Source organism: Gammaproteobacteria bacterium (genome assembly GCA_016199745.1).
Classification (GTDB): domain Bacteria; phylum Pseudomonadota; class Gammaproteobacteria; order Acidiferrobacterales; family Sulfurifustaceae; genus JACQFZ01.
In genome coordinates, this window is sequence record JACQFZ010000051.1 from 1 (window position 1) to 15,562 (window position 15,562).

General features: G+C 59.1%; 11 protein-coding genes. 5 read left to right on the forward strand and 6 right to left on the reverse strand.

All coding sequences use genetic code 11. The annotated features are described in order from the left end of the window. Positions 1-525 precede the first annotated feature (525 nt). Positions 526-4,245 carry a methionine synthase gene (metH, locus tag HY308_13795; protein MBI3899353.1) on the reverse strand — a complete coding sequence of 1,240 codons (3,720 nt, stop codon included), beginning with the start codon at positions 4,243-4,245 and terminating at the stop codon, positions 526-528. A 265-nt stretch (positions 4,246-4,510) separates the two neighbouring features. Between metH and HY308_13800 the strand changes: the two genes are divergently transcribed. Both HY308_13800 and HY308_13805 read left to right on the forward strand, forming a co-directional pair. After that, complete coding sequence (locus HY308_13800; GenBank protein MBI3899354.1) at positions 4,511-7,096, forward strand: EAL domain-containing protein; 2,586 nt, start codon at positions 4,511-4,513, stop codon at positions 7,094-7,096. A gap of 16 nt (positions 7,097-7,112) precedes the next feature. Next, complete coding sequence (locus HY308_13805) at positions 7,113-7,868, forward strand: transporter substrate-binding domain-containing protein (protein ID MBI3899355.1); 756 nt, start codon at positions 7,113-7,115, stop codon at positions 7,866-7,868. A gap of 25 nt (positions 7,869-7,893) precedes the next feature. Here the strand turns inward: HY308_13805 and HY308_13810 are convergent, their stop codons facing one another. The 3 genes from HY308_13810 to HY308_13820 form a co-directional block, all read right to left on the reverse strand. After that, positions 7,894-8,919: an ATP-grasp domain-containing protein gene (locus tag HY308_13810; GenBank protein MBI3899356.1), complete on the reverse strand. Its 1,026-nt coding sequence runs from the start codon at positions 8,917-8,919 to the stop codon at positions 7,894-7,896. Continuing rightward, positions 8,916-10,031: a putative zinc-binding metallopeptidase gene (locus HY308_13815; GenBank protein ID MBI3899357.1), complete on the reverse strand. Its 1,116-nt coding sequence runs from the start codon at positions 10,029-10,031 to the stop codon at positions 8,916-8,918. The genes HY308_13810 and HY308_13815 overlap by 4 nt, the downstream gene beginning before the upstream one ends. Before the next feature lie 64 nt (positions 10,032-10,095). Beyond that, a complete protein-coding gene (locus HY308_13820; protein MBI3899358.1) occupies positions 10,096-11,007 on the reverse strand; it encodes a TraB/GumN family protein in 912 nt (303 codons plus the stop codon). A 59-nt stretch (positions 11,008-11,066) separates the two neighbouring features. On the opposite strand from HY308_13820, the gene HY308_13825 reads away from it, so the two are divergent. The 3 genes from HY308_13825 to HY308_13835 all read left to right on the forward strand — a co-directional run bounded on the left by HY308_13825 (position 11,067) and on the right by HY308_13835 (position 14,242). Further along, positions 11,067-11,900, forward strand: a complete 834-nt coding sequence (locus HY308_13825) for a MipA/OmpV family protein (GenBank protein ID MBI3899359.1) — start codon at positions 11,067-11,069, stop codon at positions 11,898-11,900. A 24-nt stretch (positions 11,901-11,924) separates the two neighbouring features. After that, positions 11,925-13,031, forward strand: coding sequence for a chorismate synthase (gene aroC, locus HY308_13830; GenBank protein MBI3899360.1), 1,107 nt, complete (start codon positions 11,925-11,927; stop codon positions 13,029-13,031). Between the two features lie 71 nt (positions 13,032-13,102). Beyond that, on the forward strand, positions 13,103-14,242 hold the full coding sequence (locus HY308_13835; protein ID MBI3899361.1) for an MFS transporter: 1,140 nt from the start codon (positions 13,103-13,105) through the stop codon (positions 14,240-14,242). Here the strand turns inward: HY308_13835 and HY308_13840 are convergent. Next, positions 14,226-14,642 (reverse strand): hypothetical protein, encoded by a 417-nt coding sequence (locus tag HY308_13840; protein ID MBI3899362.1) that lies wholly within the window; start codon positions 14,640-14,642, stop codon positions 14,226-14,228. The two genes, HY308_13835 and HY308_13840, sit on opposite strands and share 17 nt — an antisense overlap. Continuing rightward, positions 14,639-15,508, reverse strand: a complete 870-nt coding sequence (locus HY308_13845; protein MBI3899363.1) for a LysR family transcriptional regulator — start codon at positions 15,506-15,508, stop codon at positions 14,639-14,641. Before HY308_13845 ends, HY308_13840 begins: the two co-directional genes overlap by 4 nt. Positions 15,509-15,562 lie beyond the last annotated feature (54 nt).

Below are 15,562 nucleotides of genomic sequence, written 5' to 3' on the forward strand. Positions count from 1 at the left end.
CCGGGTATCGCCCAGTTCACAGTCCCCAAACATCTGTCGTGACCATTCCAGTGCGTCCTTGGGTATCATCGTAATCCATCGGTTTTTTGTTTCAGAGAATTTGAAACTACTTCTCAGTGGAAATGTGATCAAGAGACAGGCCCTCGCGGGGGAGGGTTAGGGTGGGGGGTGAGTTGAATGGGTTTTTGCGGTTGCTGTTAATCCCCGTGTGGCGCATTCCGAGCATCGGAGCTTTTGGCCTCGAGCGCGCAGGAGGCGCGCGTCTGGCTCAGTACAGGGATGTACTGTGCCAGACATAGTTAGTCGCCAAAAGTGAGAAGCGGAGGAAGGTTTTGCGCCACCCCGGGGGGTGCTTTCTTTTGGTTACTTTTCGGGTGCTGTACCGGGACGTACGAATGTCGCGAGCGCAGGATGCGCAGGAGCGACCACAAGCAAAGAAAAGTAACCCTGGGCGGCGGGGCGGAGCATCCCGCTGATGACATTTATTACCTCGACCGGCATCGCCCCTACGGGGCGATTCAACCTCTACTCCGGCTCATACCCCAAGTTCGACGATAACCAACGCTCGATCGTCGCTAACTCCATCCCTTTACGTCGGGCATAATCCTCGACTTGATCGCGCCCCAACTTGCCGACCGCGAAGTACTGCGAATCCGGGTGCGAAAAATAAAAACCGGAGACCGCCGCTGCCGGCCACATCGCATAACTTTCCGTCAGCTCGATACTGGTGTGGCGCGTTGCATCGAGCAACGCAAACAGCACGCCTTTCTCGGTATGCTCGGGGCACGCAGGATAACCGGGTGCCGGGCGAATGCCGGAATACGCTTCATGGATCAGCGCCTCGTTATCCAACTGCTCATCCGATGCATGCGCCCAAAACTCTTTGCGCACACGTTCGTGCAGGCGTTCGGTAAACGCCTCGGCTAAGCGATCGGCCAAGGCCTTTACCATGATGGCGTTGTAATCGTCGTGTTGGCGCTCGTACTCGCGGGCGATGTCGTCGGCGCCGAGGCCGGCGGTGACGGCGAAGGCGCCGATGTAATCGACCAGACCGCTGTACTTCGGCGCGATGAAATCGGCAAGCGCACGGTTCGGTTTGCCGGCCGGCTTCTCGTCTTGTTGGCGCAAGGTATGGAACGTAGTCAGCAGCGTTGCGCGCGATTCGTCGGTGTATACCTCGATATCGTCGTCAACGCTGTTCGCCGGGAACAAGCCGATCACAGCTTTGGCGCGCAAACGTTTTTCCTGAATAAGCTGGGCGAGCACGGCCTTGGCATCATGATAAAGCTTGGTCGCTTCGACGCCGACTTTGTCATCGGTCAAGATCGCCGGAAATTTTCCGCTGAGCTCCCAGGTTTGGAAGAACGGCGTCCAGTCGATGTAACGCGCGAGTTCGTCGAGCGGGTAATCGTCGAACGGCGTGATGCCGGGCCGCTTCGGTACCGGCGGCACATAGGACGACCAATCGATACGCGCTTTGTTGGCGCGCGCCCGTTCGAGCGGCAACATCGGCAGCGCCTGTTTATGTTGATGGCGGCTGCGAACTTCGTCGTATTCGGTTTTTATTTTTTCGATGAAACCGGCTTTGAGGTCGGTGCTGAGTAGATTGCTGGCAACGCCGACGGCGCGCGAGGCGTCTTTTACCCACAGCGTTGTACCTTGATAACCGGGGGCGATTTTGATCGCCGTATGCACGCGCGAGGTAGTAGCGCCGCCGATGAGCAGCGGTACGGTGAAGCCTTGCCGCTGCATTTCCTTGGCGACGTGCGCCATCTCTTCCAGCGATGGCGTAATCAAGCCGGATAGACCGATAATGTCCGCCTGCTTTTCGCGCGCGACCTCAAGAATCTTCGCCGCCGGCACCATCACGCCGAGATCGATCACTTCGTAATTGTTGCAAGCGAGCACGACGCCGACGATGTTCTTGCCGATGTCGTGGACGTCGCCTTTGACGGTGGCGGTGACGATGCGGCCCTTGGCGCGGGTGTGGCCGTCCTTCTGCGCTTCGATGAACGGAATCAGGTAAGCGACCGCTTTTTTCATCACGCGCGCGCTCTTGACCACCTGTGGCAGAAACATTTTGCCGGCACCGAACAAATCGCCGACGACGTTCATGCCGTCCATGAGCGGACCTTCGATGACATGAATCGGGCGCTCGGCTTGTTGGCGTGCTGCCTCCGTGTCCTGATCGATGTACTCGTCGATGCCATGCACCAGCGCGTGCGTCAAGCGCTGTGCCGCCGTTCCCTGGCGCCAGGAAAGATCCGGCGGTTTGGTTTGCTCGCCCTTGCCGGCGTATTTCGAGGCGATTTCGAGCAGGCGCTCGGTCGCATCCGGTCGCCGATTGAGCACCACGTCCTCGACGCGCTCGCGCAGCTCGGTAGGAATGTCCTCGTACACCGGCAGTACGCCGGCGTTGACGATCGCCATGGTCAAGCCGGCGCGGATCGCGTGATACAGGAACACCGAGTGGATTGCCTCGCGCACCGGATTGTTACCGCGGAACGCGAACGACACGTTCGATACACCGCCGGACGTGTGCGCCAACGGAAAGCGGCGTTTGAGCTCGCGGGTCGCGTCGATGAAGTCGACGGCGTAGTTGTTGTGCTCGGCGATGCCGGTAGCGATGGCGAAGATGTTCGAGTCGAAGATGATGTCTTGCGGTGGGAAACCGACGTTCTCGGTCAACAACCGGTAGGCGCGCTCGCAGATTTCAACCTTGCGGGCGAGACTATCGGCCTGACCTTGCTCGTCGAATGCCATGACGACAACGGCAGCGCCATAGCGGCGCACGGCGTGCGCCTGCTGCAGAAATTTTTCCTCACCTTCTTTGAGTGAGATCGAATTCACCACGCCTTTGCCTTGTACGCATTTGAGGCCGGCTTCAATCACGCTCCACTTCGACGAATCGACCATCACCGGGATACGGGTGATGTCGGGTTCGGAGGCGATGAGATTCAAGAACGTATGCATCGCCGCTTCACCGTCGAGCATGGCTTCGTCCATGTTCACGTCGATCAGCTGCGCGCCGTTCTCGACCTGTTGGCGGGCGACGTCGAGGCCCTTGCTGTAGTCGTTGTTGAGGATGAGCTTCTTGAACGCGGCCGAGCCGGTGACGTTGGTGCGCTCGCCGATGTTGACGAACAGCGTGTCGGCGCCGATGTTGATCGGCTCGAGGCCGGAAAGCCGTAACCGCGGCTCGATCTTCGCTTGCTTGCGCGGCGGCACGTTGGCGACGGCAGCGGCGATCGCCTTGATATGTGCCGGCGTCGTGCCGCAACAACCGCCGACTATATTGAGGAATCCGTGCTCGGCCCAATCGCGGATCTCCGCGGCCATGAATTCCGGTGATTCGTCGTAACCGCCGAAAGCATTCGGCAGGCCGGCGTTCGGATGACAACTCGTGCGCACGTCGGCGAAGGTTGCGACCTCTTCGACGTATTGCCGCAACTGTTTGGCACCGAGCGCGCAGTTCAGGCCGACGCTCAACGGCCGCGCATGCGCGATCGAATTCCAAAACGCTTCGGCGGTTTGGCCGGAGAGCACGCGGCCGGCGGCGTCGGTGATGGTGCCGGAGATCATCACCGGCAGGCGGAGGTGATGGCGCTCGAAGTAGTCTTCGACCGCGTAGATCGCCGCTTTGCAATTCAGCGTGTCGAATACCGTTTCGATCAGAAGAATATCGGCGCCGCCGTCGACCAGCCCGCGCGTCGCTTCGGTGTAGGCCGCGACCAGCTGGTCGAACGAGACATTGCGAAAGCCGGGATTGTTCACATCGGGCGAAATCGATGCGGTGCGATTGGTCGGTCCGAGCACGCCGGCGATATAGCGCGGTCGCGTCGGCTCGCGGCGCTCGAAGGCATCGGCGCAAGCACGGGCGAGCCGCGCCGCTTCGCGATTCAATTCGTACACCAACGATTCCAGCCGATAGTCGGCCATGGCGATCGAGGTGGAGTTGAAGGTGTTGGTTTCGAGGATATCGGCGCCGGCATCGAGATACGCCGAGTGGATGTCGCGGATGATTTGCGGCTGCGTCAGTACCAGCAGATCGTTGTTGCCTTTGAGGTCGGCCGGGTGGTCGGCGAAACGTTCACCGCGGTAATCGGCCTCGGTCAGGCTGTGCTGTTGGATCATCGTGCCCATGGCGCCGTCCAGGATCAGTAGGCGCTGGTCGAGCAGGGCAGGGAGCCGTTGCAGGCGCTGTGTGCGCCGGTCGGGGGTGCGGTCGGTCGTATCTAAGGGCATTGTTCGGCGGTTTCCTTTGCCACTTCACTAATTTCAATCGTCGTAATAGGAGCGAATTACGAGCTCCCAGCGAGCGGCCACCTTACCATCGGCCGTCAGGAGCGTCATACCGTGACAGCTGTGAGGGCACTGCTAAACTTTTGTATCCGCTCGAGATTGGTTGCGGCAAGCGCTTACAAATGGCAGTCGAGCCTACGTCGGTTAGCCGTTTGAGGCATGAATCTTGCGAGAAATACGTCGATTCGTCCACGAGGGGCGTTTTTGTATGTTGGGGTCCACGGAGAAGGGCAAACCCTTCGCCAGCAGCATCCGCCGGTCGAAGGGGCGATCGCTCAGTCGGCGGGTCGTCACTGCTATTTTATTATGCAGCACTGTTTTTGCGCTGATCGCGACCGGCGTACAGCTGCTATTGGATTACCGGCGCGACGTTTCCGAGATCGAAGTGCGCATGCTCAACATCGAGCGTTCCTATGTCGAGAGTGTCTCGGTTGCGTTATGGGACTTCGACATGCGGCAGATTCGTACGCAGATTGAAGGCATCCGTCGCTTGCCGGACATTCGCTTCGTGTTGTTGCGCGACGCCAGCGGCGACATCGTCGATCAGGTGGGTGCGCGGCCGGAAAAGTTCGACATTATCCATCGGGAAATGCCGGTGGTGTTCATCAAAGATAATGCGGCGCGGGATCACGTTCCGTTGGGTACGCTGATAATCGACGCCTCGCTCGACGATGTTTATCAACGTCTAGGCGACAAGGTCCTGGTCATTCTCGTCACGCAGACCATCAAGACATTCGTCGTTTCGCTATTCATCCTTTTTATTTTCAATCGACTCGTCAGTCAGCATTTGACGGTGATGGCGCGTTATGCCAGCCGGCTCGATATGAGTAATTTGGGCGAGCAGTTGGTGTTGCCGAGAAAAAAATTGCCACAGCCGGATGAGTTCGACGTGTTGGTATCGGCGATCAATAACATGAGCGCTTCGATTCGACACGATGTCGATGAGTTAACGCGCTATCGCGCGCATTTGGAAGAAGTGGTGACCGACCGCACTTCCGAGCTGGGACAGAAAGTCAGCGAGCTGAAGACAGTGGTGCACCGGCTCAATAATGAAATCAACGAGCGCGAGTTGGCCGAGCGCACGTTGCGTGAAGGTGAGGAACGCTATCGCCAATTGGTCGAGATGTCGCCCGACGCGATCATGATCGAGCGCGACAGTAGTATCGTTTTCGCCAACGGCGCGACGTTGCGTTTGCTCGGCGCAGCATCGGCCGAGCAAGTGCTGGGCCGGCCGACGTTGGAACTGGTGCCGCCGGAATGGCACACGGCGACGTGCGAGCAGATACAAAAGTTATTGCAGGGCGGACGCGAGTTGCGGTTGATGGAGGCGAAGATGCGCCGGGTCGACGGTACCGACATCGACGTCGAAGTGACGCGCGCGGCGTTTCAGTATGCCGGCCAAGCGGCGATTCAGACGGTGGTTCACGACATCACTCGCCACAAGCAATTCGAAGAGCAATTGCGTCATCAGGCGTTGTACGACGCCTTGACCGGTTTACCGAACCGCACATTGTTGATGGACCGGTTGCAACAGGCGATGATCTTGGCCGAACGGCAGCGCCGTCACATCACTGTTGTCTTCATCGATCTCGATCGCTTCAAGCTGGTCAACGATAGCCTCGGCCACGACGCCGGTGACGAGCTGCTGCGTACGGTTACGCGGCGGATGTCGGCGCATATACGCAAGAGCGATACGCTGGCGCGTTTGGGCGGCGACGAATTCATTCTGTTGTTAGCCGATGTCCTGGACGAAGCGGCGTTGTCGAATTTATTGCAGCGTTTCACCGGCGCCATTTCCAGCCCCATCATTCTGCATGGCCAAGAAATCACGCTGACCTGCAGCATCGGTTGCAGTACCTACCCGCAAGACGGTAACGACGCCGGTACCTTGCTCAAGCACGCTGATACCGCGATGTATAAGGCCAAGGAAAGCGGGCGCAACAACGTCAAATGTTATCGCGCCGACATGTATACGCGCGTCAGCGAGCAACTGGTCATGGAATCCGGCCTGCGCCGCGCGTTGGAGCGCGACGAGTTGTTACTGCATTATCAACCGCAACTCGATCTGCGCAGCGGTGCCGTCGTCGGTATCGAAGCGCTGATTCGCTGGCGCCATCCCGAGCTCGGTTTAGTCGCGCCCGGTCGGTTCATTCCACTGGCCGAAGAAACCGGCCTGATTGCGCCGATTGGCGAATGGGTCATTCGCACCGCCTGTGCGCAGGCGCGTGCCTGGCAACGAGCCGGCCTGGCGCCGATACGCATGGCGGTTAATCTGTCGATGCATCAGCTGGTACAGGCGAGCCTCGAGGCTCAAGTCGGGCGTGCGTTGGTCGATTCCGGTTTGGCGGCCGAATATTTGGAATTCGAAATCACCGAAAGCATGTCGATGAACGACCCCGAGCTCACGCTCCATATCCTGACGCGATTGAAGGCCATGGGCACCAGCATCGCCATCGATGATTTCGGTTGCGGCTACTCCAACTTGGGGTACTTGAAACGTTTTCCGGTCGATCGAATCAAGCTCGACCGCTCGTTCGTGTCCGATCTGGTACGCGAATCCGATGACGGTGCGATCGCCAAAGCCATTATCGGTATGGCTCACAGCCTACATCTGCCGGTTGTCGCCGAAGGCGTGGAGCATCGTGAGCAGCTAACATTGTTGTTGGCGTACGGTTGCGATGAAATGCAGGGCTATTATTACAGTCCACCGCTGCCGGCCGATGAATGTGCGAAGCTGCTGCGTTCGGGCAGAATACTCGATGTTTCGGTGGCCCGGCGTGGCATTCTTAAATGATGGAATGGAGAAACCCATGTTGACTCAGCGCTGTCGTTCGGTCGTTGCCTGTTTAGCGTTTTTTGCCGCAGTGCTATTCGCATTTCCGGCGTCGGCCGCGGATTCGCTGCGACTGGTTTCCACCGAATTTCCGCCCTATACCGGCAAGTCGTTAGCGCACGGTGGTATCGCCACCGAGATCGCCACCGAAGCGTTCAAACGTGCCGGCTATAGCGTGAAGGTGGAATTTCTTCCGTGGGCGCGTGCTTTGCAGGTGGGCCAGACCGGCAAGGTCGACGGCATCGTCGGTATCTGGCACAGCAAAGAGCGCGAACAATGGTTCGATTTTCGGGAACCGCTGTTGCCGAACTCCATCGGCTTTTACAAGCGCAGCGGTACCTCGGTGGCATACCAGTCAGTCGCCGATCTCGCGTCGTACAGCGTCGGCGTAGTCCGCAGCTACGCCAATCCAGAAGTGTTCAACAATGCCAAAAAATTGCGTGTGGAAGAGGTGGTCGATGACGAAACGAATCTGCGCAAGCTCGGCGCCGGTCGCATCGACCTGGTCTTGATCGACAAGGGGGTGGCGCGCTATCTGCTCGACACCTCGTTGCCCGACCTTAACGGCAAGATCGAATGGATCGGGCCGGCCGTTGCCGAAATGCCGCTGTATGTCGCCTTTTCAAAGAATGCCGCCGACCATGAAAAGAAATCGGCTGCCTTCGACCGCGGGTTTAAAGCGTTGCAGAAGGATGGAACGTTGAAGAAGCTGCTGAGCAAATACGGCTTATAGTTGCCGCGGCCGATCGTCGCCGGTCTTAAGCTTCCATTGTTGCCGGCCGGCTTGCCAGCCCGAACACCAGCAGCCGTTGAATAAATTCCTCGTAGCTCATACCGGCCTTGACGGCCGATAGCGTGCAGTCCTCATCGCGGGCGATGCCGGGGTTGGGGTTGGCCTCGAGCACGTTTAACTTGTCGTCCGGTGTCAGCCGTAGATCGATGCGGGCATAGCCGTTCAAGTCGAGCGCGCGGTAAATGCGCTTGCACAGTTGTGTGACTCTAGTGGCGATCGGCGGCGCCAAGCGTGCGAACTGGTATTCGATCTGCCAGCGCGAGCGATATTGTTCGTCCCACTTTACTTTATAAGTCGCAAGCTTCGGCACGCCTTGGCTGTTGTCGCCGAAGACCAGCTCGCGCACCGGCAGCACTTCGAGCTTGCGATTGCCGATTACGGTGACGTACAGCTCGCGCCCGTCGATGTACTGCTCGGCGATGGCGTCGCCCTTGAACTTCTCGTGGATCAATTGCACGCGCTCGCGCAGCTCGCTTTCGTTCTCGACGTACGACGCCTGGGCGATACCGACCGAGCCTTCCTCGAGTAGCGACTTGACGATCATCGGAAAGCGCAACCGGCGCATGCGACCGATGCGCTGGCCGTAGGGGAAGACAATGAAATCGGGTACGTTGACGCGATGGTAGGCAAGAATTTTTTTTGATAGCGCTTTATCGCGCGCCAGCAGTAGGCCGCGCGGATTACAACCGGTGTACGGCAGCTTCATCATCGCCAGATAACTGACGACGTAGTAATCGAATGCGCTATTGCCGGCGAAATCTTCGAGCAGGTTGAAGGCGATGTGCGGTTTCCATTCTTCGATGGTTTTGCGGATCGGCGTAAGGTCGTCGTATACGCCGACGACTTTTACCTCGTGTCCAAGCTTGAGCAACGCCTGCTTGACGTCGAACTCGGTGCGAAATTTCTCCATGCGCGGATCGTCCGCGTCCTTCAGATCTTCCGGCGGCACCAGCGAGTAGTGCACCAGCATCAGCACGCGCATCTTCTTCATAAGGTGACGCGAAAACCGCCGGTGTGTAGTTTGTTCATGACGACCGTCGTCAAGTAGACGGTAATATCGGGTTTCATAGCGGTATCGTCCTTGGCAACGCGCAATCCGAGTGCGTCGCAACGTGCGACCATCTCCCTAAGTACTTCGCTGATGCGGTAGTTATATTCCGATGTCCAGCGCGAGACGATGTCGATTATCTCCGAGCGGTTCCGGCGAATATAGTGCGACGCGCGCTCGTTGTGCTTGTGTTCATCGGTGGCGGAGAACAAGCGCGACAGGTCGGCGTCGAAGAATTCGGGTTGATCTCGGCGGTAGCGTTTTTGTTTGTCGGTGTAGTATTCGCGCAGCGTCATCTTCAGCTCGCGCAGCGGCAACACCAAGCGACGATTACTGAGTCGCGGTGTCTTCGTTTGAATTTCCGGCATCAAACGATCGACGTACTCGAGTTTTTTCAGCGCCGGCCAATCGCGATAGCGTTTGCGCCAATCGAGGTTGGGCGTGAGCCAGACGGCGAAGGTCTCGGCCCAATCTTCGTGCGGGTGACTTTGCGCGTACCAGTTCGGCAGGTGCGCGACGAAGCGTTTGCTGTGCGGTCGCGGAACGTAGGTGTCCGGGTACCGTTCGCTCGAGCGACCGAAGTGCTGCTGCCAGTCGCGCCGACGGTGCAATTCATAAGCGTTGAGCAGGGCGTGACCGGCCTCGTGGCGCAACAACTTCAGACAATCGTTGTGCGAACCGCCTTCGACTTCGAGCATGCGTTCTTGCTCGAGCCGTTTGAGCCGCGGGTGCGCGAGAAAAAACGGAATGGCGATGCCGGGCACGCCGTCCGGACTGAACCACTCGTCCGACAGCCAACAGTGCGGCCGAAACTTGAAGCCGCGGCGCTTGAGCTCGGCGTGCAAGCGACGGACGCGTCTGGACAGCTCGGTGCCTTCGATACGCAGCGGTAAATCTGCGATGCGCAGATCGAGCAGGCGCTCGATCGATAAGTCGGCCCATAGCCGCGGAACGCGACGCGCCCGGCGGACGACGCGCTTACGTGCACGCTTCGGCCGACGCTTGCTGACGCGGCGGCGGGTGGTGGTACGGCGTACCCGTTTGCGCGCACGCACGCGCTTGCGCGGACGGCGGCGCGTGCTGGGGCGGCGAGGGCGGCGCTTGCTGGCCACGCGGCGATTAGTAAACCATAGTGACGCGATAACCTTTGCGTTCGAGCAGCGCCAGCACACCGTCGGCGCCGCCGAGATGGGCGGCACCGATGGCGATGAAGGCGTTGCCTTCTTTGAGACGCGGTTCCATGCGCTCGACCATGCGCGGGTTGCGATCTTGCAGCAACCGTTTCATCAGCGCGTCGTGCATGTGCGCATCTTGCGGCCGGCTGTCGTTCATCAGCGCGGCTATGCCGGCGAGATCGCGTGCGAGGTAAGCGCGTGTCAGCTGTTCCATCTGTGGTTTGATGGTGGCGCGATCACGCACTGTTTCTTTCAGCAGTTGCACTTGGTCCGCCTCCGACAGTCCATCGAACACCGCCACTTGCTCGGCGATGGTCTCTAAACCGTACACCGGTTTACCGGCGGTTGTCGCCTGTTGTTGCAGCTGCAAATCGAGCGCGACACCGCTGGGTGTGAGGAACATCGTCGCTACGACCCAGGGTTTTTGTTTTTCGAGCAGCTCGGTCGACAACCCGAATTCTTGCATCGCCCGACGAGTCTCGGTATATAGCGCCTCGCCGAGCACCGACGGCAGGGTACGCTCGTCGAGATAAAGCATGCGCTCAGCCAGTGTCGTTATGGCGGCGGCATCGAGCAATGCTTCGATGGTCAAGCTGGTGGTCTGTGCCAGCGATTGCTGTACCGGTGCCGATAGATTGAGTACACGTTGATCGGCGCTGTGCAGCGTACCGAAAACGAAGCTGGGTTTACCGATCGGCGGTGTGATGCGCCAAAGCAGGCCCTGCTCGAAACGCTTGGCCGCTTCGACACGGGTCGTGGCGGTCGCCGTCGACGTCGCCAGCACCGGCATGCCGCTCGACATCCCTAAGAAGGTTGCGCTGAGCCACAGCAGCAGTGCGCGCGCGCGGGTGTTCATAACGACCGTCCCTTTTGGTTTATTAGCATTATAGGCAGGTGATACGTAACATGCGGAATATGCACAAAATAATCATTCGCTGTGGGTTGCTGTTGGTGGCGCTGTCGTCATTGGCCGCACACGGTGCCGAGCTGCCGCTGTGGGAGGCTGGACTCGGTGTTGCCGGTCTTAGCATTCCCGATTATCGCGGCTCGGACGAGCGCTCGCAGTTCCTGCTGCCGTTGCCTTATGTGGTCTATCGCGGTGAGAACTGGAAGGTCGACCGCGAAGGGCTGCGCGGCGACCTATTTCGTAGCAACCGGCTACGGCTCGACCTGAGCTTCAGCGCCGGGCCGCCGTCGAAAAGCGACGATGACGACGGCGCGCGTGCCGGTATGCCCGAACTCGACCCGACGTTCGAGGCCGGACCGGCGCTGCGCATCCAGCTCGACGATCGCGAGCAAGACGACCAGCGCTGGTCGCTGGTGCTGCCGGTGCGCTGGGTGGCGGCGAGCGATTTCCGGCATGCCGAATCGCTCGGCTGGGTATTCTCGCCGTACCTGCGTTATGCCCGGCGCGATCTGATTCCCGGTTGGACGCTCGATAGCTCGATCGGTTTTATGTACGCCGGCGAGCGTTACCATAATTATTATTATGATGTGACCGACGAATTCGCTACGCCGGCGCGCCCGGCCTACGACGCCGGCCGCGGATACAGCGGCAGCCGCGTGACTGCTGCTATCAGTAAACGCTTCGATCGTTTCTGGGTCGGCGGTTTCGTGCGTTACGACTATCTCGGCGGTGCGGTTTTCGACGATAGCCCATTGGTGCGTACCGATCATTCGTTGATGATCGGCGGCGGCATCGCTTGGATTTTCGCGCGTTCCGCCGAGACCGTACCGTCTCTGCAATAGCTTTGTTTCTGGTAACATCGACGTATGTCTGGCAATACCCACGGTAAACTCTTTACCGTCACCACCGCTGGCGAATCGCATGGCCCCGCTTATGTGGCCATCGTCGATGGTTGCCCGCCGGGGCTCGAGCTGTCGGAAGCCGATATTCAACCCGAGCTCGACCGGCGCAAGCCCGGCAAGTCGCGTCATGTCACACAGCGACGCGAGGAAGATAAGGTAAAGATTCTTTCTGGTGTCTACCAAGGCAAGACCACCGGCACGCCGATCGGTTTGCTGATCGAGAACACCGACCAGCGCTCGCAAGATTACTCGAAGATTGCCGAGCGTTTTCGTCCCGGGCACGCCGATTACACCTATCAACAGAAATACGGTATCCGCGATCCACGCGGCGGCGGCCGCGCGTCGGCGCGCGAGACGGCGATGCGCGTCGCTGCCGGTGCCATTGCCAAGAAATGGTTGCGTGTGCGCTACGGTACGGTGGTGCGTGGTTATCTGGCGCAGCTCGGGCCGATACATTGCGCGCTGAAAGATTGGGCGGCGGTCGAGCAGAACCCGTTCTTCTGCCCCGATCCGGCCAAGGTCGACGAGCTCGAAGCCTACATGGACGCGTTGCGCAAAGAAGGCGAGTCGATCGGCGCGCGCATCGATGTGATCGCGTCGAACGTGCCGGTGGGGCTCGGTGAACCGGTATTCGATCGGCTCGACGCCGACATCGCCTATGCAATGATGGGCATTAACGCCGTGAAGGGCGTCGAGGTCGGCGCCGGCTTTCGCGCGATCGAGCAGAAAGGGACGGTGCACCGCGACGAGATCACCCCGCAAGGTTTTCTATCGAACAACGCCGGCGGTATTCTCGGTGGCATCTCCACCGGTCAGGACGTGCTCGTCAGTATCGCGCTCAAGCCGACCTCGAGTATCCGTTTGCCCGGCCACACGATCGACGTGCATGGCACGCCGGTCGATGTCATCACTACCGGCCGTCATGATCCATGCGTTGGTGTTCGCGCAACGCCGATCGCCGAAGCGATGCTGGCGTTGGTGTTGATGGACCATGCATTACGGCATCGTGCGCAGAATGCCGACGTCGATTCTGTAACCCCGGTGGTCCCTGCACAAGTGCCCTCGAAGTAACGCCGTCGTTTACTTCAGTCTGGTAGTCGCAGTGCTGTATTTCATCGGAGATTGTGGTGCGCCTGCCAGGCTTGAATAAAACCTACCTACGGTTATCCAGCTTTTATCTCTTCTACTTCGCCGCACTGGGTGTGCTCGCGCCGTATTGGAGCCTTTATCTCCAGTCGCTCGGCTTCGGGCCGGTGGCGATCGGTCAACTGATGGCGGTTCTTATGTTCTCGCGCATCGTTGCACCGAACGTGTGGGGTTGGTTGGCGGATCATCGTGAGCGGCGCATGCAGGTGGTGCGTTGGTCGACGTTGTGCGCCTGGCTTTCGTTCGCCGCGATTTTTTTCGGCAGTGGTTTTTGGTGGATTGCGTTGGTCATGCTGGTGTTCAGTTTCTTCTGGCACGCGTCGTTACCGTTGCTGGAAGTGACGACGATGAATCAAGTCGGTCGATGCGCCGGCGCGTATGGACGCGTTCGCTTGTGGGGATCGCTCGGTTTCATCGTCACCGTCGTCGGGCTGGGCGTGGTGATCGATTACTACGGACCGACGTGGGTACCGCCGGCGCTGTTCGCATTGATGATCAGTATCTGGTTAACGAGCTTATCGCTGCCTGAAGCCGCCGCGCCGCCGGCGACGGAGGCGCCGACGCCGTTGCGGCAGGCGTTGCTACGGCCGGAAGTGCTCGCCTTTCTAATCGCTGGCGTGCTCATGCAGGTCAGTCATGGGCCGTACTACACGTTCTATTCGATTTATCTCACCGATTTCGGTTACGACGAAACGCTCGTCGGCGTCTTGTGGGCGTTGGGTGTGGTTTGCGAGATCGGCGTGTTTTTGCTGATGCAGCGTTTGTTACAGCGCGTCGAGCTGCGCGTCGTGTTGTTGGCGAGTTTTCTGCTGGCGACGTTGCGTTGGTTGTTGATCGGTTACTTTCCGCAGTGGCTCAGCGTGCTCGTTTTCGCGCAAACGCTGCATGCCGCGACCTTCGGCGCGTTTCACGCAACCGCTATTCAGTTCGTGCATCGCTTTTTTACCGGCCGTCATCAGCATCGCGGCCAAGCGTTGTACGGTAGTATCAGTTTCGGCTTGGGTGGGGCGGTCGGCAGTCTTTACAGCGGCTACGCTTGGGGCAGTGTCGGGCCGAGTGGTTCGTTTGCGATTGCCGCTGCCGCGGCATTGGCGGCATTCGTCGTGGCGTGGATCGGGCTTAAGCCCAAGTCTTGAGGCGGCGTTGCCGACGGAACGGCGCGAGCTCGATGATCTGGGCGTTAGTCGGCGGTACGTCTTCATCGGTGCGGTGCGGTGCGGCCGGGCCGAAACTGCGATCGACGATGACACACAGCTCGTTGATAAGACGAAATAGGTCGACATCGGTTTGCGGCGATTGCAACACCTGCAGCCGGATCGGGCCGATTGCTTCGAAGGTCACATTGTGTTCGATGTTGTCGCTGAGCCGGCGGCAACGATTGCCGCTGTAGATCGCCTGCGTCAATCGCATCATTAATTCATGATGCAATGGACTGCACTCGAAAAGATTTTTTAGGTTGGTGGCACCGGCATTGAGCGGGATCTGGTGATATCCCAGATGTGCTTCCAGTTGTTGCATGAGCTCGAAGAATTTCATCCCGCTTCTCGAATCATTTGCACCATGGCTTCGCCGGCATTCGACAACGTGCGCTTCGCGTGGGTAACGAGACCGAGCGTGCGTCGAATCCTCATGTTTTTAATCTGGACCACTTTTAGGCTCGCGTCAATCATTGTCCGCGGAAGTGCGCTCCAGCCGAGACCGATGGATGCGAGCATCTTCAACACTTCGAGATAGTTTGTCGTCATGCCCACACGAATCTTCGTGCGCGCCGGACCGAGTGCTTTCAGAATAATTTCGCGCGTGTAGGTGCCCGGCCCCGGTAGAATCGCCGGATGATCGATTAGCGCGCGCACGTTTACCTCGCGTAATGTTGCGAGCGGGTGATTCGATGCGACCACAATATCGAGCGCGTCTTCCCAAATACGTTCCACGCGCAATTGCGGCAACGGTGTCGGCGGTAGTGTGACGACGGCGAGCTCGAGCTCGCCGCGACTAACGCCGTTGCAAGCTTCCTCCGAATCCATGAAGCGCAGGTCGAGGTGAACGCTGGGATAGCGCGCATGAAACCGTTTGAGCGCTGCCGGGATGCGATGCAAGCCGATGTGATGGCTGGTGGCGAGCGATAGCTCGCCGCCGATTTTGCCGGAGAGATTGGCGAGCGAGCGTTTGGCGTCTTCGAGCTCGTTTAGGATAACGCGCGAGCGTTCGAGTAGGGCGCGGCCGGCTTCGGTCAGGTGGGCGCGACGGCCGATGCGATCGAACAAGCGGGTATTTAGCGCTTGTTCTAGCGCGGCGATGCGCTTGCTGACGGCCGGTTGGGTGAGGAATACGCGCTCGGCGGCTATGGAGAATGAGCCGGTTTCGGCGACCGCGCGGAAGACTTGGAGGGCGACAATATCCATTACCTAATGGAATATATCACATGATAAATATGAATTTGTGTTATCCATGGGGTC